A 21423-nucleotide genomic window follows, 5' to 3' on the forward strand; every position below is an offset into this window, starting at 1 on the left:
CCGCGGTGGTTCTGCGCCGGTCAAGCCGGATCGCGGGCATGACCGGCGCGCGGGTCGGCCCAGCCGGGGTCGTCGGCCAAGCCTGATCGCGAACCGGCCGCAGTGGGCTCGCCTGGCCCGATCGCGTCGCGGGGCAGCCGGCCGGGTCGCCGTGAAGACCGCAGCGTCCTCAGCCCAGCCAGCCCCTCCGGGTCGCCGCGAAGACCGCCGCTACCCGGTTGTCCGCCTGCAGCGCCTCCAGCAGGCCCTGCACGTGCCGCCGGACCGTCCGCTCGCTCACGTCCAGGTGCCGCGCGATCGCGCCGTCCGTCATGCCCGTCGCCAGCAGGTCCAGGACCTTCGCCTGGGTCGGCGTCAGCCCGTGGCGGGGCGGGCCGTGTACCGGGACCGCCTGGGCCCAGACCAGCTCGAACAGCATCCGCAGCGCCGCCACGATCGTCGGGCTGCGGACGAACAGCGCGCCCTCCATGCCGCTCGGGTCGAGGGGGACCAGCGCCGAATGGCGGTCGGCGACCACCATCTTCATCGGCAGCTCCGGCGCCACCCGCATGGTCCAGCCGGCCTCGACGCTCGCGTCGACGACCTCCTTCGCGCCCTCGAACTCCAGGGCCGCGCGCTCGTACACGTTGCGCAGCACGACCCCGCGCTCGGTCACCGCGCCCGGCAGGCGCATCACCGTGCCCGCGTCCGGCTTGCGCTTGAAGTGGCGCGTGGTGAACGTCAGGAACTCCTCGCGCGCGGAGAGGCACAGCTCCAGCGACAGCGAGCCGATGCGCCGCGGGTCGGTCAGCACCTCGACGGCCGCGTCGCCGTCCGAGCCGTTCGCCGCCCGGTAGACCGCCTGCAGCACGTCGAGCTGCTGGCGCGCGGCGACGATCTGCCGCTGCTGCTCCAGCAGCTGCTGCTGCGCGCCCAGGATGGCGTGGTCGACCGCGCGCACCGGCTCCATCGGCGCGATCACCGGGTCTTCGCGGTAGTCGCGGCGCACGAACCCGCGGTCGAACAGTTCCCGCATCTCCGGGCTCTCGGCCCGCGGGTCGTCCAGCGGTAGCGGCCCGGTGCGCACCAGCGTGTCGTACAGCGCGCCCGCGCCGGGTGTCAGCAGCCCCTCGAGCATCCGTGTCCCCTTCCGGCAGTGCGGGCGGGCCCGGCCGGATCCGGACACTGACCGCTCTGCCGCCTACCCCACGCGCCGGTCGGGGGAAAGGATTAGGCCACTCGCGAAATCGGGGCCGGACCCGTCGAGGGGGCGGGTCCGGCTCGTCACCACCGCCGCGACGGGTCGATGACGTGGACGGCCGCTTCCTCCGCCGAAGCGGCGCCGCCGTCGATGCCCTCGTCGGACGCGTACAGCTCTTCGTCGGTGTCGGCGCCGAAGCCCTCGTTCGTGGCCACCAGCCGGCCCGCGCGGACGTCGCCGACCTCGTCGTCGATCAGCTCGCCGTCGGTGTCTTCGCTGTCGCCGAGGCCGTCACCCTCGTCGGCGGCCAGGTCCGGGACCTCGCGGGCCAGCCGGCCTGCCCAGCTTTCGCCCTCCGCGGTCTCGCGCGCGGTCGTGCCCCAATCCTCCGTTTCCCGCGGCCGTTCCGGCGGTGAATACCCCTCCGCCAGCTCGTCGCGGTCGTCCAAAGTGTCCTCGGGGTCGAGGATGCCTTCGTCGGCGTGGTCTTCGATGTCGTCGTCCATGCGTCCATCCTCGCGCAACTCCTTGGCCCCGCGCGGCTCGGGTGATATCACCGTGCAGGCCGCCGCACGGGCGGTGTTCCGGTGAAAGGTGATGCCATGCCGATGAGACGCAGGGTGCTGGCCGCGGGGCTGGCCGGGGTGTTCGGCGCCGCGCTGTCCGGACGGACGGCCCAGGCCGCCACGGCGCCGCCCGTCCGGCTGGACCAGCTGAACCTGGTCAACCTCTCGCACGTCAACGACCCCGCCACGACCAACGTGTTCCCCGGCGATCCGGCCTTCTCGCTGGAAACCATCGCCACGATCCCGGACGACGGTTACTACCTGCAGTTCGTCCGCGAGGGCGAGCACACCGGGACGCACTGGGGAGCGCCCGGCCACTTCAACACCGGCCAGCCGCTCGCCGACGAGATGGACCCCGCGGATCTATTCCGGCCCGCGGTCAAGATCGACGTGAGAGCGAAGGCCGCGGGCAACCCGGACTACGCCGTGACGATCGACGACCTGAAGGCGTGGGAGAACCGGCACGGCCGGATCCCCGACGAGTCCGTCGTGGTGCTCTGGACCGGCTGGGACGCGAAGTGGGGCACCCCGGCCTACCCGAACACCGGCGCGGACGGCGTGCTCCACCAGCCCGGCTTCTCCATCCCGGCGGTGAAGTGGCTGATCGACACCGGGCGCCTCGGCCGCCGGGGCGGGACGGGCACCGACACGTTCAGCCCGGACGTCGGCACCGACGAGACGTACACGGTGTCGAAGCTCGTGTACCAGCGGCACCGGATCAGCCTGGAGATCCTGGCGAACCTGAAGGCCCTGCCGACGACGGGCGCGTGGGTGCTGGTCGGCGGTCCGATCAACCGCAAGGGCGCGGGCTCGACGGCGACGGTCTACGGCGTGCTCCCGCCGGGCGTGGGCTGACGCGGTCGTGAGTGAGAAACAGTGTGCTAACCCTGTTTCTCACTCACGACAGCCGCGGCAGGCTCTCAACCGGCGGAGATCGCCGACGAGCGCAGCGCGGACAGCGGGGCCGGGCGGCCGTACAGGTAGCCCTGGGCGGTCGTGCAGCCTGCCCGGGTCACCAGGGACGCCTGCTCGGCCGTCTCGATCCCCTCGGCGACCACGTCCAGCTCGAGGTCCGCGCACAGCCCGACCAGCGATCGGCACAGCGCCGCTTCGCGCTCCGGCTGCACCCCGGTCGTCAAGGCCCGGTCCAGCTTGATCAGGTCGACGGGCAGTGCGTGCAGCACGGTCAGCGAGCTGTACCCCGCCCCGAAGTCGTCCAGCGCCACCCGCACGCCCAGCTCCTGCAACCGCCGGATCGCCGCCGCGCCGGCCGCCAGGTCCGGCACCGGCACCGTCTCGGTGATCTCGACGACGAGCCGGGACGCGGGCAGCCGGTAGCGCTCCAGCGCCGAAGCGACGCTCCGCTCCAGCGCGGCCGCGCCGAGGCGGCTCGCGCACACGTTCACGTGCACGGTCAGGTCCAGCGCGGCCGCCGCGATCTCGCGGCACGCCAGGTCCAGCACCAGCGCGTCCAGCTCGGCGCCCAGCCCGGCACCTTCGGCCGCGCGGACGAACGTCTCCGGCGACACCACCGTCCCGTCGCGCGTGCTCCAGCGGGCCAGCGCCTCGACCGCCACCGGGACCTCGTCGGCCAGCCGGACGATCGGCTGGAACACCAGCCCGAAGCCCTCCGGGATGCCACCCGACGCCCGGCGCAACGCCGACGGGAAGTCCGGCGGCCCGTCCTGCGACGGGCGGTAGACGACCGTGGTGTCCTTGCCCAGCCGCTTGCCCGCGTACATCGACGTGTCCGCGCGCCCCAGCAGCACGTCGGACGTCACCAGCGGCTCGGCCGGGTCCGGCACGACCAGGCCCATGCTCGCCCGGACCGAGACGAGCGTGCCGTGCACCGCGAACGGCCGCCGCAGCGCGCCCTGGATCCGGTCGGCGACCACCTGCGGCGCGTCCAGTTCGCCGTCCAGCAGGATCGCGAACTCGTCGCCGCCCAGGCGCGCCACGGTGTCGGTGGAGCGCACGCAGCTCAGCAGCCGCTGGGCGACCGCGTGCAGCAGGACGTCGCCGCCCGCGTGGCCGAACCGGTCGTTGACCTCCTTGAAGTCGTCGAGGTCGACGAAGATCAGCACGAGCGGCCGGTCGGTGGCCTCGACAGCCCGGTCCAGCCGGTCGGCGAACAGCGCGCGGTTGGCCAGGCCGGTCAGCGGGTCGTGGTAGGCCTGGTGGGTCAGCTGCTGCTGTCCTTCGTAGACCCGGCGCAGCAACAACCTGTTGTCCAGCAAGGAAAGCAGCTGCCGGGCGAGCACGAGGAACACGACCAGCACGCCGACGAACACCTCGACGCCGTCCGGGCCCGCGCCGGCCAGCAGCTGCACGGTGATCAGCAGCGCGACGGCGGTGACCGGGACGTACGGCAGGGCGAGCTGCCACCAGTCGACGCCGGCCGCCGGGCCCGCTTCGTCGCGCCGCCGCTGACCGGGCGTCACCAGCAGGGCGAAGGCGATGAACAGCGGCCCGAGCACGAACCCGCCGTCCGACCACGGCTTCATGCTTTCCGCGCCGATGCTGACGAGGTAGGCGAACACGCTGTCGGAGCAGGCCAGCGCCACGATCCCGACCGCGGCCAGCAGCAGGTTCACCCGGTACGGGCGGTCGACGCGGTCGAACACGACCAGCAGCACGGCGACGACCACGATCACCAGGTCCGACAGCGGGTAGGAGATGGCGACGGCCCAGGTCAGCTTGTCCGGCGCGGTGGCCCGGACCAGCTGCCCGAGCGCCGCGGTCCAGGTGAGGATGAACAGCGATCCGGTGACGATCAGGCCGTCGAGCACCACGGCGACGCCGAAGTGCGCTGTCCACTGCGCGGGCCGCCAGCGTTCGCGGTCGGGCCGGACCCGCGCCCGGGCCAGCACGAACAAGGCGGCGAGCGCGAACACCGGGAAGCTCAGGTAGCCGATGTCGGCAGGCGACGGCGACGGCAGCCCGCGCCCGTCGACCAGCTGGTACCACGACCAGACGCACTGGCCCACCGACCAGCCGGCCATCCCGATCGCCACCAGCACCCGCCACCAGCGCTGGTGCCCGCGGACCCGGCGCGCGACCAGGACACCGCAGACGACCGCGCCGACTCCGGCGCCCAGCTGCATGGCGTCGTCGACCCACAGGGCGAAGGTGTCGCCCCAGAACGCGAAGCCGTTGACCACGACCATGGCCAGCGTGAGGAAGACGAGCAGGGCCGCGACTGGGTACCGCCGCACTGTCATGGCACCTCACGTGGGTCACCCGCCGGTCGGACCGGCAAACACTACACCGCGCGCACGGCCGCACCGGGTCACCGCACCGGTGGCCGGTATCCCCGCATCAGGCGATGTCGCAGGCCGGGCCCTCGATCAGCGCGCCGACGCGGTCGAGGCGGCCGGGCAACCGGTGTCACAGATCGCCGCCGCCACTCGTCATGGCCGTGTGAGCGAGAACGACGTGCTGACCGAGCGGCCGCGGCTGCTCGGCATCGCCTACCGGCTGCTGGGTTCCCTGAGCGACGCCGAGGACGTCGTCCAGGAGGCGTACGGCCGGTGGTACGCCCTGCCCGAGCCGCGGCGGAACGCGATCGAAAGGCCCGGCGCGTGGCTGACGACGGTCGCGAGCCGCGTCTGCCTGGACGTCCTGGGCTCGGCGCGGGTCCGGCGGGAACGGTACGCGGGCGAATGGATCCCGGAGCCGCTGCCGTCGGACCGCCTCACGGACCCGGCCGAGCTGCTGCTGCTCGACGAGTCGATCACGATGGCGTTCCTCGTCGTCTGCGAGGCGATGACGCCGGCGGAGCGGGTGGCGTTCGTCCTGCACGACGTCTTCGGCTACCCGTTCGCGGAGGTGGCTTCGATCCTGGGGCGCTCCCCGGCGGCGTGCCGCCAGCTCGCGACGTCGGCCCGGCGCCGCGTCCGGCCGGCTCCGGCGCTGTCGCCCGCGAGGAGCGCCGAAGTCGTCCGCGCGTTCAAGACGGCGTGGGCGGCCGGGGACATCCCGGGCCTGATCGGCCTGCTGGACCCGTCGGTCGTCACGGTCGCGGACGGCGGCGGTCTCGTCGGCACGGTGGCGCGCCCGGTCGTGGGCGGGGAGCGCGTGGCGCGGTACGCCGTCGGGATCATCGGCCGGATCCCGGCGATGACGCTGCGGGAGCGGGTGGTCAACGGCCGGCCCGGGCTGGACGCGGAGCGCGGCGGCGTGGTCGAGACGGTGTTCGCCTTCGACGTCGCGGCCGGGGTGATCAGGCGGATCTGGGCGGTGCGCAACCCGGAGAAGCTCCGGCCCTGGCGGGCGGCGTAGGGGTCACGTGGTCAGGCCGGCGTCGGCGGGCAGGCCGGCGCCGGTGACGAACCGGGCGGCGTCGGAAGCCAGGAACACGACGGCGTCGGCCACGCCGCCGACCTCGCGCACCAGGCCGGGGTAGACGCAGTTGACGCGCACGTCGTAGCCGAGCTTCCCGGCCTCCGCGGCAGCCACGCGGGTCAGCCGGTCGACCGCGGACTTCGTCGCGGCGTAGCCGGCGATACCGGGGAAGGCGACCGTCGCGGCGACCGACGCGATGTTGACGACCGTGCCGCCCTGGCCCGCCGGGCCGCCGGGGCGCATCGCGCGGAACGCGTGCTTGAGGCCGAGCGCGGTGCCGAGGACGTTGACCTCCAGCATCCGCCGGACGTCGGCCGGGTCGAGGTCGGCGATCAGGCCGGAGATCTCGACGCCGGCGTTGTTGACCACGACGTCCAGGCCGCCGAGCTCGGCGATCGTTTCGGCGACGGCCTGCTCCCAGCTCGCGTCGTCGGTGACGTCGAGCCGGACGAACGCGGCGACCGCGCCGCGCCGCCGGAGCGCGTCCGCGGTCGCGCGGCCCAGGTCCGCCCGGATGTCGGCGACCACCACCGCGGCGCCGGCCTCGGCCAGCGCTTCGGCCATGCCGGCTCCCAGGCCGCGCGCGCCACCGGTGACCAGCACGGCGCGGCCGGACAGGTCGTGTCGGCGCACGGACACCTCCTCCTCGAGCCGGTCGGCGCCCAGCATCGCCAAGGTCTGGACAGTCGTCAAGGGTCTCTTGGACACTTGTCAAGGGAAAGCTGGTCAAGCGGTCGATAGACTGGCGCGCAACCACGGAGTGACGGACGGTGCAGGTGACGGAGGCCAAGGAGCGGACCCGGGACCGGATCTCGCGCCGCCAGGTGGACAAGTTCGCCGACCGGCGGGCCCAGCTGGCGGAGTCGGCGCAGAGCCTGTTCGAGGACTCCTTCCGCGCCGACGTGCTCGAGATCGACCGGCACCGCGAGGAGATGATCCACCACGTCGTCGTGCGCTACGCCGAACTGGCGTCCGCGCCGGCCGGGGTGCCGCAGGCCGTCGCGTACGCGATGCTCGACGGCCTGTTCCAGCAGGCCCTGCTCCGGCACCTGGCCGGCGAGGACGGCGCGGCGGCCGGGCTCGAACGGGCCGTACCGGCCGTGCTGGCGCGCATCGTCGCCGCCTAGGGACCCAGGCGTTCGTGCGGGGTCCGCGGCGCGGGCACGACGAAGGCGATCGCCGTCGCGACCACGCCGACGAACAGCGACAGGTGTGCCGCGGCCGGCACGGCGCCGATCAGGAACAGCCGCAGCGACCCCGAGATCAGCAGGCGCCACATCTTCGGGTTCATGATCAACAAGTACCCCGGTCCCCGCACGGCCACGCCAGGATCACCCGCCGGAGTGGCGGACGCCGCTTCGACACGTTCGACACGACCGCGCGCAGGGGGCGGCGGGCGGCCACCTCGGGTTCCGGTGATTTCCCGCGCGAAATCGATCTCGCCCGTCAAGAATGCGGCGGATAACGATCCGTTTGCCGCGTCATGATCGACTGGACATCGGCGTCGGCACTGACGAATATTGATGCCCGTGCGGGAACGGTGAGGGAGGAACGGTGGGCCTCAATGCGGCGGACGTGGTCGGCGAGCTTAAGGTCCTGCGCAAAGGGAGGGGAATTTTCACCACACCGCTCGCGGATCGCGTCGGACCTGCTTTGCGCGCCACCTGTGGCATTTTGGAAGATGACGACTCGGTGGTGGTGCGGCGTAAACTCACGGACCGATTGTGGCCACTCGTCGAGTCGTTGCCCGATGACCTGAAGATCGCGCTACGGGCCGCGTTCGCGCTGGACGAGCGCGCGCGAAAGCCGTTCTACCAGGAACGGGTGCACTGGGCGGCGATCACGCTCGACCGTGACGACCGGACGGTGCGGCGGCGGATCGACGAAGGAATCGAGCAGGTCGCGGCAATGGCCGTCGCGACCGGTGTCCCGGATCCGCGGCCGCGCTATCCGAGCCGGAGTTGGCACACCGAAGAACTGCGCGTCACGCTCGCACTCGACCAGCCGGTGGCCGAGGCGTTCGAATTCCGGCGGGTCGTCGCCGATGCCGACGAAATCGTCGAGCTGGACCTGGCACTGACGCTCACCGCGGCCGGCGAATCCGGCCATTCGGTGCGCGAGTCGGATCTGGTCGTCGACGTGTTCCACGGTGGTCTGCTCACCGGCCGGGCGATGGAGTCGAGCGACCCGGGTCGGGCTGGCGTTGCGGTTGCCGGGATCGTTGCGGCGCGGTGAGCGGCACGACGTCGGACTGCGCGTCCGGGCGAACATGCGGGAACCGCACTACATCTGCGTGCCGCGGCACCCGTGCGACCTGTTCGACCTCCACGTCCGGTTCGGCGACCGCGTCCCGGACCGGATAGTCGTTCTGGAAAAGGCTTTCCAGAACGACACGCGCTTCCCGCGCGGAGCGGTGCTGGAGACCGACGACGCGGGCGAGGTGCACGTCCGGTTCCGGCATCTCGCGCCCGGCTTCGCGTACGGGATCCGGTGGCAGCCGGCCGGCCTGGGGTGAGGGTCAGGGCCAGACGAGCCGTTCGAGGGCGTGCAGCGCGGACACGAACGGTTCCGGCAGCCGGACGACCTGCTTGGCGGCCCGCGCCTTGGCGGCCAGCGCGGCGCTGACACCGGACGCGGTTTCGGCGTCGCGGGCGGCGTCGTCGACGAGTTTCGTCGCCCGGCCGAGCGGGCCGCGGCCGCTGAGGGCGAGCGCGAGCCCAAGGTCGAGGCGCGTTTCGAGAGTCTCCGGGTGACTCCGGCCCAGGACGCGGATCTGCGGCCCTCGAATGCTTTCGAGCAGGTCGGCCTGCCGGTCGAACGCGCGGAGCCGGGCGTGCGCGAGGCCCATGGCGTGGCGGACCCGGCAGTGCAGCGGGTGGTCGTCGCCGAGCACCCGGCGGACGATCGGTTCGAGATCGCCCAGGGTGGCCAGCGCCTGCCGCGGTTGGCCGACCGCCAGCAACGCCCGCGCGGCGTGGACCGACGCCGTCAGGGCCGCGGGGCTTTCGGCGTACTCGAGGTCGGCCGGTTCGTTGTCGGCGAGGGCGGCGTCGGCCCGGATCGCCTCGGCGTCCGGGCCTTCGATCCCGGTGGCGACCTCGCGCGCTAGCTTCGGCTGCCCGGCTTGGAGGAGGTTCCTCGCGTACTCGAGGTTCAGCGCTTCCCGGATCGGGCCGGGGTCGGCGAGCGCGGGTTCGAGAAGGGCGATGGCGTCTTGCGGGCGCCCGCGGAGCCTGCGGGCTTTCGCGGCGAGGTATCGCTGTTCGGTGGTGGCGGGGAGGTGGGTGAGCCAGAAGGCGCGGTCGGCTTCGGCGTAGTCGCCTTGGCTGTCGAGGGCCTGGGCCGCGACGAGGGCGGCTTCGGGAGCGTCGCCGGCGAGGGCGAGTGCTTGCCGCGCATGCCCGACGGCTTCGGCATCCAGCCCGCAGGCGAGGTCGACCCGGGGGCCGCGGTGAAGTCGGCGGAGGTCGCTTCGCCGGTCGCGAGAATGGCGGCGTGGATTTCCCCGGCGGTGACGGGATCCCCGTGCGCTTCGTGCGCGGCCGCGACGGGCCGAAGCAGAGCAACCCGATGGGCGGGGCAGTGCTCGGCGAGCACGCGGGCGTGCTGAAGCAGGAGGAAGTGCCGTTCACCGGCGGCCGTCCCGAGAAACGGTGGCGGGCTGTCACCACCGGCAACGGCTTCCGCCGGCCCGCAACTGACCGCCGGTTCGACCGTGCTCGCGTGGTCGGGCGCAGCGCTGCCGTTCGGGGGTTCGCCGGATGCCGCTCCGGCCGCATGGTCCGGCACCGCCTGCGCGTGGCCAGGTGGAACCCCGCCGTTCGCGAGCCCCCTGAGCACCGCTTCCGCCGCCCCCTCCGGAGCCGATGCCCCGAACTCGCCGCACGCCACCTCGACCGCGAGAGCCTGCAGCCGGACGTCCGCACCCACCCAGGTCGCGAACCCCTGCTCGACCAGCTCCGCCACCGCCGCCTCGAACACGTCGCCGGCCATCTCGCCCCGCGCCACCTCCGGTGGGATCGGCGCCGGTGCCAGCACGCCGCCCAGCCGCAGCACCGCGCGAGCCGCCGGGTCGAGCCGGACCACTACGTCGCGGATCGCCTGGGGTGCCGTGTCCGGCAGGCCGTCCGACGACGAACCGGGTCGCTCGCGCAAGGTGGACGCCGTGGCCCGCAGCGTCATCGGGTGGCCGTCGCAGCGGGCGACGAAACCGGCGTCCGGTGATCCGAGGAGCCGCAGGCCCTCCTCGAGCGGGAGGCCCGGCACGTCCACCTCCGCGGCGGTCCACCGGGCACAGCGGCTGGTCAGCAGCGTGCGGACCCAGGCCGACGGCAGCACCACCCGGTCGAGCACACCCGGCGGCACTCCGGCCGGGACGTCGTCCACCAGCAGCAGCACCGGCGAGCCCGCCGCGTCGATCCGGGCCGCGAGCGACGTGCGCAACCGGTCGAAGCCGACACCGGACGTGCCCGCCGCCGTCGCGAGGGCGAGGTGGAATTGGGGGAGGAAGTCGTCCGGGTCGAGGTGACCGAACGGGCCCATCCGCAGCACCCGGCCGCCGAACCGGCCGAACAGCCACGCGCACTGCTCGGCCAGCGTCGTCTTGCCGACGCCCGCGGGCCCGCGCACCAAAACCGTCCGCCGCGCGGCGAGTGCACTGTGGACAGTCGACGGCAACGGAAGTCCCGGGCCCACGGCGACCGCGGACAGAACCCGCCGGAGGAGATCCCGCAGCGATTCCCCGGGAATGATCGTGAGCACGCGAGAAGCCGACGGGCCGGGCGGATCGGCGAGCAGCACGCGGGACGCCGCCAGTTCCGGCGCGATCTTGTCGAAATCGTCGAACGGATGGGCTCGGAAAACGCGCAGCCCACCGGCCCGCAATGCTTCTTCGGCCCGGTCGGCCGCCGCGGAACAGAGGAACACGTCGAACCGGTCGGCGACCGGTACGGGGGCTGCGGCGGCGTTCAATGGGTGATCATGGCTTCGGTTCCTGACGGTCGGTTCCACCTCACGCGCCAAGGATCGGAACGGAACCCGAATTCGCTACCGGACACCCCGCCGCGGCAGGATCTGTCCACTATTTGACCCGCCCGGCGGGGATGACCGCCGGGTAAGCCCGATGGGCCGTTTCCGGTTAACGGACAATATCTGGACAAGAACCACACCACTGCAACGTTGCTGGTCAGCGGCTCGATTACTCCGGATGTCGGACCGGGAAATCGTGGGAAGCGACAGGAGAATCGTCCGAGGACCAGTGTGGTCGATGGTGGGCGACGGGTTACCCGATGGCGGTCCGGTGGACGATGCGAGGAGGGAAACCCGTGGACACCATGACGGCGGAGACGGCGGTCGAAGGCTACGTCGTGCTCGACGAGCTGCCGCGTCCGGACGGCAAGCTGACGAAGGAGCAGCTCGACCCGGTCGTGGCGGCGGCCCGCACCGGCGACCCGGACGCGGTCCAGGCGCTGCTGCGGCTGATCAAGCCGACGGTCGTGCGCTACTGCCGCGCCCGGATCGGCGGGCGCGACCTTTCGTACCTCTCGGCCGACGACGTCGCGCAGGAGGTCTGCCTGGCCGTGCTGAAGGTGCTGCCCGGCTACCAGGACCGCGGCGGCTCGTTCCTGTACCTCGTGCGGGCGATCGCCGCGAACAAGGTCGCCGACGCGTTCCGCTCGGTGGCGCGCGACCGGTCGAAGCCCGTGCCGGAGCTGCCGGACCGGCCGCTGGGTGGCAACGAGCCGGAGAACCACGTGCTGGACCTCGATCTCGGCGCCCGGCTGGGCCGGCTGATGGCGACGCTGCCGCCGCTGCACCAGGAGATCCTGACGCTGCGGATCGTCGTCGGCCTGTCGGCCAACGAGACGGCGGACGCGCTCGGCATCTCCGCCGGCAACGTCCGGATCACGCAGTACCGCGCGCTGACGAAGCTGCGCGCCATGATCCCCGAGGGCGGGTTCTGAGCGTCACTCCAGCCATTCGGTGATGAAGTGGTCGCTCTCGTGGATGTGCACGGCTTCATAGACACCAGGGCCGAGCACGGCGAACTTGTGCGGGATGCCGGCGGGGACGACCAGCACGTCCCCGGCGCCCCCGTCGCGCTCCTCGGCGCCGACGGTGAACCGGGCCCGTCCCCGGATGATGACGAACGTCTCGGTGTACGGGTGCCGGTGCAGCCGCGGCCCGGAGCCGACGACGTCGCTGCTTTCGCGGATGACGGAGATCCCGGACCCGACGTCGCGTCCTTCGAAGTTCTCGCTGTCGCTCACCAGGCCAGCGTAGCGCCGGGCATCAGCCGCCGACGACCTTCCGCAGCTGGCTGAGCGCCCGGTGCTGGGCGACGCGGACCGCGCCGGGCGTCGACCCGACCACCTCCGCCGTCTCCTCCGCCGACATGCCGACCGCCACGCGCAGGACGAGGATCTCCCGCTGCTTCTCCGGCAGCACCTGCAGCAGCTTCGCCATCCGCTCGCCCAGCTCGCGGCGCAGCGCGTGGCGCTCCGGGTCCAGCGAGGCGTCGACCTCGTCGGGCAGCTCGGCCACCGGCTCGTCCCACTGCTTCGCCGCGGCCTTGCGGGCGGCCGCGACCTTGTGCCGGGCGATGCCGCACACGAAGTTCGGGAACGGCCGGTCCGGCGGCCGCCCGGGCAGCGCCTTGAACAGCGCCACGCACACGTCCTGCGCGACGTCGTCGGCCGAGTCCGCGCCGAGGCGGGCGCGGCAGTAGCGCACCACCAGCGGCCGCGCCGCGGCCAGCAAGCGATCCGGGGCTTCTTCTACCGTGGTCATGGGTCCCCTCCGAGCGGTCCGGCAGGGGACTACCCGTTTTCCCCCGGAACCGACCCGGCCCCGGCGAAGTCCCCGCTATTTCCAGGAAATCCGCGAGCGGGGCGTCGATCCCGAGGTCAACGCACGCGATGACCATCGGCCGGCGTGGCAGGCTGGGGGCATGACCTTCGGCCTGCACCACGTCCAGCTGGCCATCGAGCCGGGCAGCGAGGACCGCTGCCGCGCGTTCTACGTCGGCGTGCTCGGCCTGACCGAGGTCCCGAAGCCGCCCGCGCTCGCCGGGCGCGGCGGGCTCTGGCTGCGGACCGGCGGCCTCGAACTCCACCTCGGCGCCGAACCGGGCTTCCGGCCGGCCCGCAAGGCCCACCCGGGCATCCTCGCCGACGACCTCGACGCGCTGGCGGCCCGCCTCGAAGGCCACGGCGCCGACGTCGAATGGGACGACGGCTTCCCGGGCCACCGCCGCTTCTACACCCACGACTGTCTCGGCAACCGGCTGGAGTTCCTCAGCTCCGATCGGTAGCCGGAGAATCCCGGGGCGATTCGGGAACGTCCGGAAGCCGCATTCGCGGAAACGCGGTGGTGTGGCGATCGACCCCTTTCCGAATGGGTCGATCGCATCACCTCAGAGGTCCCCCTGCCGGAACGCGTCCAGCACGCGACGCTCCCTTTTGGTCGGCCGGCCCGCGCCGCGGTCGCGCCGGGCGACCGGGATCACGGTCTCCGGCGGCGGCTTCGGCGTCCGGTCCACGAAGCACGTGGCCGCGTCCGCCGCGCCGACGCGTTTCTGGATCACCCGTACCACGTCGAGGATCCTGGTCGTCCCGGCAACGCGCAGGCGCACTTCGTCGCCGGGCACGACGGTCGTCGCGGGCTTCGCCGGCTTGTCGTTGACGCGCACGTGCCCGCCCCGGCACGCCGCCGCGGCGTCCGGACGGGTCTTCGTCAGCCGGACCGCCCAGAGCCAGCGGTCCACTCGGGTCGACTCCACAGTCGTCCATCATGGCCCATTCAGCGGAATCCTCGCGCGGCCCGGGGAGGTTACTCGCGGGTATATGTCGACTTGTCTGCACCACTGAGTTATAACCTGTTCTAATATACCTCAACGGTGAGGACCATCACATGCGTGACGAACCCGTGTGGAGAACAGCTTCTGGCACAGTTTCCCGCCGTCTTTTCATCGCTGGAACTGGTTCTATCTTGGCCGCCGCGGCAGTGGGGAGCCGGGCCGCCGCCGCTACCTCGTCCGCCACCATCGCCGACGCCGCGCACGTACCCGCGCTGGTGATCGGCTCCGGCTACGGCGGCTCCGTCGCCGCGCTGCGGCTGGCCCAGGCCGGCGTCGACGTGCAGCTGGTCGAGATGGGCATGGCCTGGGACACGCCCGGTTCCGACGGCAAGATCTTCGCCAACACGACCAGCCCCGACCAGCGCTCGTACTGGTTGCGCACCAGGACGAAGCAGCCGCTGTCCAACTTCCTCGGGTTCCCGATCGACAAGGACATCCCCAAGTACACCGGCATCCTCGACGCCGAGGAGTTCAGCGGGATCACCGTGTACCAGGGCCGCGGCGTCGGCGGCGGCTCGCTCGTCAACGGCGGCATGGCCGTCACGCCCAAGCGGGAGAACTTCGGCGCGATCCTCCCGACGGTCAGCGCCGACGAGATGTACAACACCTACTACCCGCGCGCCAACGCCGGTCTCGGCGTCGGCCTCGTCGACCCGGCGTGGTTCGACACCGCCGACTGCTACCAGTTCGCGCGGGTCGGCCGGAAGCAGGCGCAGCGGTCCGGGTTCCCGTTCGTCTTCGTCCCGGACGTCTACGACTGGAACTACATGGAACAGGAGCAGGCGAACACGGTGCCGCGGTCGGCGCTGGCCGGGGAAATCCTGTACGGCAACAACTACGGCAAGAAGTCCCTGCAGAAGACCTACCTCCCGCAGATCCGGGCGACCGGCCGGGTCACCATCTCACCGCTGCACCGCGTGTCGTCGGTGACGCCCGCGTCCGGCGGCGGCTACACGGTGACGCTGGAGCAGCTCGACACCACGGGCGGGGTGATCGCGACCAAGAGCGTGACCGCCGACAAGGTGTTCTTCGCCGCGGGCAGCGTCGGCACGAGCAAGCTGCTCGTGAAGCTGAAGGCCACCGGCGCGCTGCCCGGCCTGAACGGCGAGGTCGGCAAGAACTGGGGCGACAACGGGAACGTGATGGTCGGGCGCGCCAACCAGATCTGGGACCCGACCGGCAGCCTCCAGTCGTCCATCCCCTGCGGCGGCATCGACAACTGGACGGCGGGCGGCGCGTTCGCCGAGGTGGCGCCGCTGCCGACCGGGATCGAGACATGGGCGTCGTTCTACCTGTCGATCACGAAGAACCCGAACCGCGCGCAGTTCTCGTGGAACCCGGCGACGCAGAGCGTCGACCTGAACTGGCAGACGGCGTGGAAGCAGCCCGCGATCGACATGGCGAAGACCATCTTCGACAAGATCAACGCCAAGGAGGGGACGATCTACCGGACCGACCTCTTCGGCGTGTACAAGACCTGGGGCGACGGGCTCACCTACCACCCCCTCGGCGGCGCGGTGCTCGGCAAGGCGACCGACAACTACGGCCGGCTGGCCGGGTACCAGGGCCTGTACGCCATCGACGGCTCCCTGATCCCGGGCAACACCAGCGTGAACCCGTTCGTGACGATCACGGCACTGGCCGAACGCAACATCGAGAAGATCATCGCGACCGACTTCTAGGGTCTCCCGCGGCTCGTCGTGAGTGAGAAACAGTGTTCTAACACTGTTTCCCACTCACGACCGGTGGGACGGCAGGACGCAGACGGTGTCCAGTCCCAGGACGTGGTTGAGCCGCCCGAAGGCCAGCCACGCGCCCAGGCTCATGCTCAGCTCGACGATCTCCCGCTGCGTGTATTGCGCGGACATCCGCTTCCAGAACTCGTCGTCCAGGTTGTGGTGGTCCAGTGTGTACCGCTCGGCGTACTCGGCCGCCAGGCGCGTGCGCTCGTCGAAGAGTTCGGTGGTGCGCCATTCCGAGACGGCGTCCGCGAACTCCGGCTCGACCTTCACGCCGTCGCGTTCGGTGCGCCAGTCGAGGCAGAAGATACATCCGTTGATCTGCGCGATCCGCAGGCGCGCGGCCTCGAATTCCCGCAGCCCCAACGTCGTGTGCGCGTACACCGCGAGCGAGAACTGCGAAGCGGCGATCCCGATGCCGGGCACCATTTCGCCCCACACGTACCCGATCGGGTCCTTGCCCTCGGGGATGTCGATGTTCACGAGCGCCTCCTTCCGAGCTTGCCGGCTGCCGGGCGCAGCGGGACGTCGAGTGCGTCGTACAGGCCGGGTTCCGCCTCGGCCAGCCAGTCGATCGCGCCGACGAGCCGGCCGACGGCGGTGGCATTGCCGCCCGCGGAACGGTTTTCGCCCTCGTCGCTCGCTTCGACGCTGACCTCGATGCGCGGCCGGCCTTCGATGATCACGCGGTGGGCGCCGTCGCCGCTGGGCGGCGTCGGCCAGTCCGGCGCGCACGACGGGTGGATCCGCGTCACGTGCTCGATGACGATCCGCGGCTCGCCGTCGACGATGCCCTGCACCTCGAACCGCACCGCGCCCTGCGTGCCCTGCTCGAACTCGCCCATGGTCCGCGTGGAGACGGTTTCCTCGAGCGGACGTCGTTGCAGCGTCTCGCGGAGTTCGTCAATCTCGACGCCGAGACCGCGCGCGATCAGCCGGACCTGGCCGCCCCACACCATCGACGGCACGCCGGCCATCAGCATCGGCGGGTCGTAGTCCATCGGCTGGCCCATGCCGACCAGGTACCGGACGGAGTCGGGCTGCTCGTAGGTCGAGTAGTCGAAGATCTCCTGGCAGCGGATGACGTCGACGTCCGTGCCGAGCCCGCTGATCAGCAGCGGCAGCACGTCGTTGCCCCAGCCGGGGTCGACGCCGGAGACGAACAGCGAGCCACCGCCCTCCTTGATCGCCGCGAGCACCGGATCGCGCAGCTCGGGCGGCGCGTTGCGCTGGTCGTAGAGCGGGTAGAGCGCCGGTGTCACGACCACCGCGCCCGTCCCGACCGCGCGCACGATGTCGGCGAGCGCGTCGTCGAACCGGACGTCACCCGACGCGGCGTAGACGACGGCTCGCGGCCGCGCGCCGAGGACGGCGTCGACGTCGTCGGTCGCGGCGACGCCGAGATCCCCGACGCCCGCGAGCGCGCCCGCGTCCTTGCCGACCTTGGCGGGGTCGTGGACGAGCACCGCGGTCAGCTCCAGCGCCGGATGGGCGTCGACGGCCCGGATTGCCGCACGGCCGACGTTGCCCGTGCCCCACACCACCGTGGCGATCATTTCGCCGAGTTTCCGCCGGTTCGCCCGGGTCCGGAAAGCGACTCGTTCCGGCCAGCGGACCGCGCGGACGCGGGTAGCATGCAGTGCGTCCGAACGTCGTACCGGAGGGCCCGCGATGACGATCGATCCGAAACCCCGCAGCCGCACGGTGACCGACGGGATCGAGGCCGCGCCCGCCCGCGGCATGCTCCGCGCCGTCGGGATGGGGGACGGCGACTGGCACAAGCCGATCATCGGCGTCGCCAGCTCGTGGAACGAGATCACGCCGTGCAACCTGTCCCTCGACCGGCTGGCGCAGGCGGCCAAGGAGGGCGTGCACGCGGCCGGCGGCTACCCGCTGCAGTTCGGCACGATCTCGGTGTCCGACGGCATCTCCATGGGCCACGACGGGATGCACTTCTCGCTCGTGTCGCGGGAGGTCATCGCCGACTCCGTCGAGACTGTCATGCAGGCCGAACGCCTCGACGGCTCGATCCTGCTGGCCGGCTGCGACAAGTCGCTGCCGGGCATGCTGATGGCGGCCGCGCGCCTCGACCTGGCGTCGGTGTTCCTCTACGCGGGCACGATCGCCCCCGGCTGGGTGAAGCTCACCGACGGCACCGAGAAGGACGTCACGCTGATCGACGCCTTCGAAGCCGTCGGCGCGTGCCGGGCCGGCCGCCTGAAGACCGACGACCTCGACCGCATCGAACGCGCCATCTGCCCTGGTGAAGGCGCCTGCGGGGGCATGTACACGGCGAACACGATGGCGTCGGCGGCCGAGGCGATGGGGATGAGCATGCCGGGGTCGGCCGCGCCGCCGTCCGCGGACCGCCGCCGCGACCACTACGCGCACCTTTCCGGGGAAGCCGTGGTGGGGCTGCTCGAACGCGGTATCACGGCGCGCGACATCTTGACGCGCGAGGCGTTCGAGAACGCGATCACCGTCGTCATGGCCCTCGGCGGCTCGACCAACGCCGTGCTGCACCTGCTGGCCATCGCGCACGAGGCGAAGGTCGAGCTGACCCTCGACGACTTCAACCGCGTCGGCGACCGCGTCCCGCACCTGGGCGACCTCAAGCCGTTCGGCAAGTACGTCATGAACGACATCGACCGCCACGGCGGCATCCCGGTGCTGATGAAGGCGCTCCTAGACGAGGGCTTGATCCACGGCGACGCGCTGACCGTCACCGGGCGGACGGTCGCGGAGAACTTGGCCGAGCTGGCTCCCGAACCCATCGACGGCGAGGTCCTGCGGCGGCTGGACAACCCGCTGCACCCGACCGGCGGCATCACCATCCTGCGCGGCTCGCTCGCGCCCGACGGCGCCGTCGTGAAGTCCGCGGGCTTCGACACCGCCAACTTCGAAGGCCCGGCGCGCGTGTTCGAGCGCGAGCAGGAGGCGATGGCGGCGCTGAACGAAGGCCGCATCTCGGCCGGCGACGTCGTCGTCATCCGCTACGAAGGCCCGAAGGGCGGCCCGGGCATGCGCGAGATGCTCGCCATCACCGCGGCGATCAAGGGCGCCGGGCTGGGCCGCGACGTCCTGCTGCTGACCGATGGGCGGTTCTCCGGCGGCACCACCGGCCTGTGCATCGGCCACGTCGCGCCCGAGGCGGTCGACGGCGGCCCGATCGCGTTCGTCCGCACCGGCGACCGGATCGCCGTCGACATCAAGGGCCGCAGCATCGACCTGCTGGTCGACGCGGCCGAGCTGGCTCGCCGTCGCGAGGGCTGGGAGCCGCTGCCGAACAAGTTCCCGGAAGGGGTGCTCGGGAAGTACGCGAAGCTGGTGCGGTCGTCGTCCTACGGTGCCGTCACGAGCTGAACGAGCGCGCGCTTGTCGACCTTGCCGACCTCGGTGAGCGGCAGCGCGTCGGCGAAGTCCACCTTCACCGGGACGTAGTGCTCCTGGCCGAAGGCTTCTCGCGCGTGGGCTTTCAGGTCGTCTTCGGTCACTTCGCTCGTCGTGACGACGACGGCGTGCAGCAGTTGGCCGTCTTCGCCCGGCAGGCCGAAGACGGCCGCGCTCCGGACCGCCGGGTGGGTCGCGAGGGCGTGTTCGACGACGGTCGTGGGGACCTTCGTGCCGTGCTCGCCGACCACGACGACGTCGTCCGCGCGGTCGAGCAGGTAGAGGTAGCCGTCGTCGTCGAAGCGGCCGAGGTCGCCGGTGCGCAGCCAGCCGGCGCCGACCGCCGGGCCGCCGAGGTAACCGTCCATCATGGACAGTCCGCGGACCTCGACCTCGCCGTCTTCGGTGATCCGGGCTTCCATGCCGGGCACGATCCGGCCGACCGAGCTGTGCCGTTCGGGGCGCGCGATCAGTTCGGCGGCGGAGATGCTCGCGATCATCGGGGCTTCGGTGAGGCCGTAGCCCTGCCCGACGACCGGGCCGAAGACGTCGAGGGCCTGCGCGAGCCGGTGCGGCGGCAGCGGCGCGGCGCCGAGGGAGAGCGAGCGGACGCTGCCGAGGTCGGTGCTCTTGCGCGCCGGATGGTCCAGTACCGCGGCCAGGCGTGGCGGTGTCAGGGAGAGCGTGTCGATCCGGTGCTCCTGGATCGCGTCGAGGACCGCGCCTGCGTCGAAACCATCCTGGAGCACCACGGTGTCGCGGCGCAGGAGCGCGCCTAGCACGGTGGCGTTGCCGGTCATGTGCGTCATCGGCGCGACCAGCAGCGTGCGGCCGGGGCCGTCCGGGTTCGGCGTGAAGATGTGCGCCATGCCGTCGTAGATGCCGCTGTGGCGGATGAGCTTCGGGGTGCCGGTGGTGCCGCCGGTGGGGAACAGCAGGCTGACGGTTTCGGGCGGGTCCAGCGGCTCGGGCTCGCCGTCCAGGTCGTCGAGGGTTTTCGTGGTGGCGCCAGGCCAGTCGTGCGGCCGGTCGGTGACGACGGTGGTGACCCCGGCGGCTTCGATGGCGGCCAGCCGGTCCCGCGCCGGTGCCGAGGCCGGGACCAGGAGCACGGTCGCGCCGCGCAGGAGGGCGGCCAGCTGGACGAGGAGCGTCTCGGGCCGGTTGCGCAGGTCGACGGCGACGGTGCCGGTTCGTCCGAGGCCGCCGTGCAGCCGGCGGAGGCGCTCGCGGGCCTGGTGGTAGGTGGTGACGCCGCCGGAGTGGAACAGGGGGCGATCGCCGCCGTCGTCGAGCGCGGCGAGCACCTTCGTCAGGAAGAAGCTCACCGGGCGACGGTACTCAACGAGGCCAGTCCGGCCGAGGTCCGCGCCGACATCAATCCTGGTAGGAGAGCTTCGCGAGTTCCTCGTCGAAGTCGAACCAGTCGGTCTCGGTCCCGGCGGGGATGACGTCGTAGGTGCGGTCGAGGAAGGCGGCGATCTCCTTGGCGGGCGCCTCTAGCACGGCGGCGCCGTCGGGCGAGTTCAGCTCGACGACGACCAGGGCGGGGTCCCCGGCGGGCCCGACGCGCACGTCGCCGTCGCCGCAGCAGGCGAGCAGGCCGTCGGCGAGCAGGTCGCGCCCGAAGAGCCACCGGACGGCGCTCGGGCCGGCGTGCAGCACCACGGCGACCGCGTACGGGTCGCGGGTGTCGTACTCCAGCTCGGCCGGCACCGGACGCGGCCCCGCCCCGAAGGTGCGCAGGGCGAAGTCGAAGCTGGCGCTGGTCACGCTGTGCGGGTCGGCCATGGGGGGACCGCCTTTGCTACTCGTCGGTTAACTTCGTCTGGTTCCAGGGATAACCCATAGTGAGTTGAACGCCCAGCGTTCCGAAAAACTTTCACACTCTGGGGTGATCAAGAAGTGTCCGACGTCACCATCGGCGTGGCCGAACGGGCAAATTCCTTACGCAGGGTGAGGCGACGTTCCGGAGCCGCTACATAAGTGCAGTCGCTACACCTTCGGCATCGTTACGGCTTCGGGGTCGGTGCGCTTTCCGACTCCGTAACGCTATCGACTCCATGGCCGGAGTCACTCCATGACTGAAGTGACTCCACTTTCGGAGCCGCTCCGCAACTGGAGCCACTCCCACATCTGAGCCGCTGCACCCCAGGCACGCGGAGGGCCCCCGGCACGCGGAAGCACTCCGGCACGGGGAGCGCCCAGTGCGCGAAACAGCCCCAAGCGCCCGGCGAGACCCGTCGTCCAGAACTCGACGCCAGGCTTTCGGAACCACCCCGCCCCCGGATGGGTCCCGCCACCGGAGTTGCACCGTCCGGGTGGGAAGGGCCACCGCACACCAGT

Annotated in this window: 24 protein-coding genes; 10 read left to right on the top strand and 14 right to left on the bottom strand. The window is 71.8% G+C overall.

The features are described from left to right. Positions 1-169: 169 nt before the first annotated feature. Both OG738_RS20405 and OG738_RS20410 read right to left on the bottom strand, forming a co-directional pair. The gene (locus OG738_RS20405; protein ID WP_329055986.1) at positions 170-1117 is read right to left on the bottom strand and encodes a LuxR C-terminal-related transcriptional regulator; all 948 of its coding nucleotides are present in this window, start codon (positions 1115-1117) and stop codon (positions 170-172) included. A 146-nt stretch (positions 1118-1263) separates the two neighbouring features. Then, positions 1264-1686 carry a DUF5709 domain-containing protein gene (locus tag OG738_RS20410; protein WP_329055987.1) on the bottom strand — a complete coding sequence of 141 codons (423 nt, stop codon included), beginning with the start codon at positions 1684-1686 and terminating at the stop codon, positions 1264-1266. Between the two features lie 96 nt (positions 1687-1782). Here OG738_RS20410 and OG738_RS20415 point away from each other — a divergent pair, with 96 nt between their 5' ends. Beyond that, positions 1783-2601: a cyclase family protein gene (locus OG738_RS20415; protein WP_329055988.1), complete on the top strand. Its 819-nt coding sequence runs from the start codon at positions 1783-1785 to the stop codon at positions 2599-2601. Positions 2602-2666: 65 nt separating this feature from the next. Here OG738_RS20415 and OG738_RS20420 read toward each other — a convergent pair whose 3' ends face one another. Next, entirely contained in the window at positions 2667-4961 is a 2295-nt protein-coding gene (locus OG738_RS20420; RefSeq protein WP_329055989.1) for a putative bifunctional diguanylate cyclase/phosphodiesterase, read from the bottom strand. Positions 4962-5166: 205 nt separating this feature from the next. On the opposite strand from OG738_RS20420, the gene sigJ reads away from it, so the two are divergent. Further along, on the top strand, positions 5167-6027 hold the full coding sequence (gene sigJ / locus OG738_RS20425; protein ID WP_329055990.1) for an RNA polymerase sigma factor SigJ: 861 nt from the start codon (positions 5167-5169) through the stop codon (positions 6025-6027). 3 nt (positions 6028-6030) lie between these two features. Here sigJ and OG738_RS20430 read toward each other — a convergent pair whose 3' ends face one another. Further along, the gene (locus tag OG738_RS20430; protein WP_329055991.1) at positions 6031-6783 is read right to left on the bottom strand and encodes an SDR family NAD(P)-dependent oxidoreductase; all 753 of its coding nucleotides are present in this window, start codon (positions 6781-6783) and stop codon (positions 6031-6033) included. A 77-nt stretch (positions 6784-6860) separates the two neighbouring features. Here OG738_RS20430 and OG738_RS20435 point away from each other — a divergent pair, with 77 nt between their 5' ends. Continuing rightward, positions 6861-7217, top strand: coding sequence for a hypothetical protein (locus tag OG738_RS20435; RefSeq protein ID WP_329055992.1), 357 nt, complete (start codon positions 6861-6863; stop codon positions 7215-7217). On the opposite strand, the gene OG738_RS20440 is transcribed toward OG738_RS20435, so the two are convergent. Beyond that, on the bottom strand, positions 7214-7381 hold the full coding sequence (locus tag OG738_RS20440) for a hypothetical protein (RefSeq protein ID WP_329055993.1): 168 nt from the start codon (positions 7379-7381) through the stop codon (positions 7214-7216). The two genes, OG738_RS20435 and OG738_RS20440, sit on opposite strands and share 4 nt — an antisense overlap. A 263-nt stretch (positions 7382-7644) precedes the next feature. Here OG738_RS20440 and OG738_RS20445 point away from each other — a divergent pair, with 263 nt between their 5' ends. Both OG738_RS20445 and OG738_RS20450 read left to right on the top strand, forming a co-directional pair. After that, entirely contained in the window at positions 7645-8325 is a 681-nt protein-coding gene (locus tag OG738_RS20445; RefSeq protein WP_329055994.1) for a hypothetical protein, read from the top strand. Continuing rightward, positions 8312-8605 carry a hypothetical protein gene (locus OG738_RS20450; RefSeq protein WP_329055995.1) on the top strand — a complete coding sequence of 98 codons (294 nt, stop codon included), beginning with the start codon at positions 8312-8314 and terminating at the stop codon, positions 8603-8605. Before OG738_RS20445 ends, OG738_RS20450 begins: the two co-directional genes overlap by 14 nt. A 3-nt stretch (positions 8606-8608) precedes the next feature. Here the strand turns inward: OG738_RS20450 and OG738_RS20455 are convergent, their stop codons facing one another. Then, positions 8609-8983 carry a hypothetical protein gene (locus OG738_RS20455; RefSeq protein ID WP_329055996.1) on the bottom strand — a complete coding sequence of 125 codons (375 nt, stop codon included), beginning with the start codon at positions 8981-8983 and terminating at the stop codon, positions 8609-8611. Here OG738_RS20455 and OG738_RS20460 point away from each other — a divergent pair. Continuing rightward, positions 8966-9199 (top strand): hypothetical protein, encoded by a 234-nt coding sequence (locus OG738_RS20460; protein WP_329055997.1) that lies wholly within the window; start codon positions 8966-8968, stop codon positions 9197-9199. The genes OG738_RS20455 and OG738_RS20460 overlap by 18 nt on opposite strands. Before the next feature lie 44 nt (positions 9200-9243). On the opposite strand, the gene OG738_RS20465 is transcribed toward OG738_RS20460, so the two are convergent. Continuing rightward, positions 9244-11061 carry an ATP-binding protein gene (locus tag OG738_RS20465; RefSeq protein WP_329055998.1) on the bottom strand — a complete coding sequence of 606 codons (1818 nt, stop codon included), beginning with the start codon at positions 11059-11061 and terminating at the stop codon, positions 9244-9246. A 362-nt stretch (positions 11062-11423) separates the two neighbouring features. On the opposite strand from OG738_RS20465, the gene shbA reads away from it, so the two are divergent. After that, a complete protein-coding gene (gene shbA, locus OG738_RS20470) occupies positions 11424-12053 on the top strand; it encodes an RNA polymerase sigma factor ShbA (protein ID WP_329056772.1) in 630 nt (209 codons plus the stop codon). A 3-nt stretch (positions 12054-12056) separates the two neighbouring features. Here shbA and OG738_RS20475 read toward each other — a convergent pair whose 3' ends face one another. Both OG738_RS20475 and OG738_RS20480 read right to left on the bottom strand, forming a co-directional pair. Beyond that, on the bottom strand, positions 12057-12359 hold the full coding sequence (locus tag OG738_RS20475; protein WP_329055999.1) for a cupin domain-containing protein: 303 nt from the start codon (positions 12357-12359) through the stop codon (positions 12057-12059). A gap of 22 nt (positions 12360-12381) precedes the next feature. Further along, positions 12382-12879 (bottom strand): sigma-70 family RNA polymerase sigma factor, encoded by a 498-nt coding sequence (locus tag OG738_RS20480; protein WP_329056000.1) that lies wholly within the window; start codon positions 12877-12879, stop codon positions 12382-12384. A gap of 160 nt (positions 12880-13039) precedes the next feature. Here OG738_RS20480 and OG738_RS20485 point away from each other — a divergent pair, with 160 nt between their 5' ends. Next, complete coding sequence (locus OG738_RS20485) at positions 13040-13402, top strand: VOC family protein (RefSeq protein WP_329056001.1); 363 nt, start codon at positions 13040-13042, stop codon at positions 13400-13402. Positions 13403-13504: 102 nt separating this feature from the next. Here the strand turns inward: OG738_RS20485 and OG738_RS20490 are convergent, their stop codons facing one another. Then, positions 13505-13870, bottom strand: a complete 366-nt coding sequence (locus tag OG738_RS20490; protein ID WP_329056002.1) for an RNA-binding S4 domain-containing protein — start codon at positions 13868-13870, stop codon at positions 13505-13507. A 209-nt stretch (positions 13871-14079) separates the two neighbouring features. Between OG738_RS20490 and OG738_RS20495 the strand changes: the two genes are divergently transcribed. Next, a complete protein-coding gene (locus OG738_RS20495; RefSeq protein ID WP_329056003.1) occupies positions 14080-15630 on the top strand; it encodes a GMC oxidoreductase in 1551 nt (516 codons plus the stop codon). 54 nt (positions 15631-15684) lie between these two features. Here the strand turns inward: OG738_RS20495 and OG738_RS20500 are convergent, their stop codons facing one another. Continuing rightward, positions 15685-16170 (bottom strand): carboxymuconolactone decarboxylase family protein, encoded by a 486-nt coding sequence (locus OG738_RS20500; RefSeq protein ID WP_329056004.1) that lies wholly within the window; start codon positions 16168-16170, stop codon positions 15685-15687. After that, positions 16167-17243, bottom strand: a complete 1077-nt coding sequence (locus tag OG738_RS20505; RefSeq protein ID WP_329056005.1) for an NAD(P)H-dependent amine dehydrogenase family protein — start codon at positions 17241-17243, stop codon at positions 16167-16169. Before OG738_RS20505 ends, OG738_RS20500 begins: the two co-directional genes overlap by 4 nt. 115 nt (positions 17244-17358) lie before the next feature. Here OG738_RS20505 and ilvD point away from each other — a divergent pair, with 115 nt between their 5' ends. Beyond that, positions 17359-19050 carry a dihydroxy-acid dehydratase gene (gene ilvD / locus OG738_RS20510; RefSeq protein WP_329056006.1) on the top strand — a complete coding sequence of 564 codons (1692 nt, stop codon included), beginning with the start codon at positions 17359-17361 and terminating at the stop codon, positions 19048-19050. Here ilvD and OG738_RS20515 read toward each other — a convergent pair. Beyond that, positions 19029-20405 (bottom strand): class I adenylate-forming enzyme family protein, encoded by a 1377-nt coding sequence (locus OG738_RS20515; RefSeq protein ID WP_329056007.1) that lies wholly within the window; start codon positions 20403-20405, stop codon positions 19029-19031. The genes ilvD and OG738_RS20515 overlap by 22 nt on opposite strands. A gap of 49 nt (positions 20406-20454) precedes the next feature. Further along, positions 20455-20868, bottom strand: coding sequence for an SsgA family sporulation/cell division regulator (locus OG738_RS20520; RefSeq protein WP_329056008.1), 414 nt, complete (start codon positions 20866-20868; stop codon positions 20455-20457). Positions 20869-21423 lie beyond the last annotated feature (555 nt).

It is taken from the genome of Amycolatopsis sp. NBC_01488 (genome assembly GCF_036227105.1).
GTDB lineage: Bacteria > Actinomycetota > Actinomycetes > Mycobacteriales > Pseudonocardiaceae > Amycolatopsis.

Bases quoted from the DNA above. Each gene is read 5' to 3' on its own strand.
- OG738_RS20405 (WP_329055986.1), bottom strand. From the start codon at position 1,117: ATGCTCGAGGGGCTGCTGACACCCGGCGCGGGCGCGCTGTACGACACG.
- OG738_RS20410 (WP_329055987.1), bottom strand. From the start codon at position 1,686: ATGGACGACGACATCGAAGACCACGCCGACGAAGGCATCCTCGACCCC.
- OG738_RS20415 (WP_329055988.1), top strand. From the start codon at position 1,783: ATGCCGATGAGACGCAGGGTGCTGGCCGCGGGGCTGGCCGGGGTGTTC.
- OG738_RS20440 (WP_329055993.1), bottom strand. From the start codon at position 7,381: ATGAACCCGAAGATGTGGCGCCTGCTGATCTCGGGGTCGCTGCGGCTG.
- shbA (WP_329056772.1), top strand. From the start codon at position 11,424: ATGACGGCGGAGACGGCGGTCGAAGGCTACGTCGTGCTCGACGAGCTG.
- OG738_RS20480 (WP_329056000.1), bottom strand. From the start codon at position 12,879: ATGACCACGGTAGAAGAAGCCCCGGATCGCTTGCTGGCCGCGGCGCGG.
- OG738_RS20485 (WP_329056001.1), top strand. From the start codon at position 13,040: ATGACCTTCGGCCTGCACCACGTCCAGCTGGCCATCGAGCCGGGCAGC.
- OG738_RS20505 (WP_329056005.1), bottom strand. From the start codon at position 17,243: ATGATCGCCACGGTGGTGTGGGGCACGGGCAACGTCGGCCGTGCGGCA.
- ilvD (WP_329056006.1), top strand. From the start codon at position 17,359: ATGACGATCGATCCGAAACCCCGCAGCCGCACGGTGACCGACGGGATC.
- OG738_RS20520 (WP_329056008.1), bottom strand. From the start codon at position 20,868: ATGGCCGACCCGCACAGCGTGACCAGCGCCAGCTTCGACTTCGCCCTG.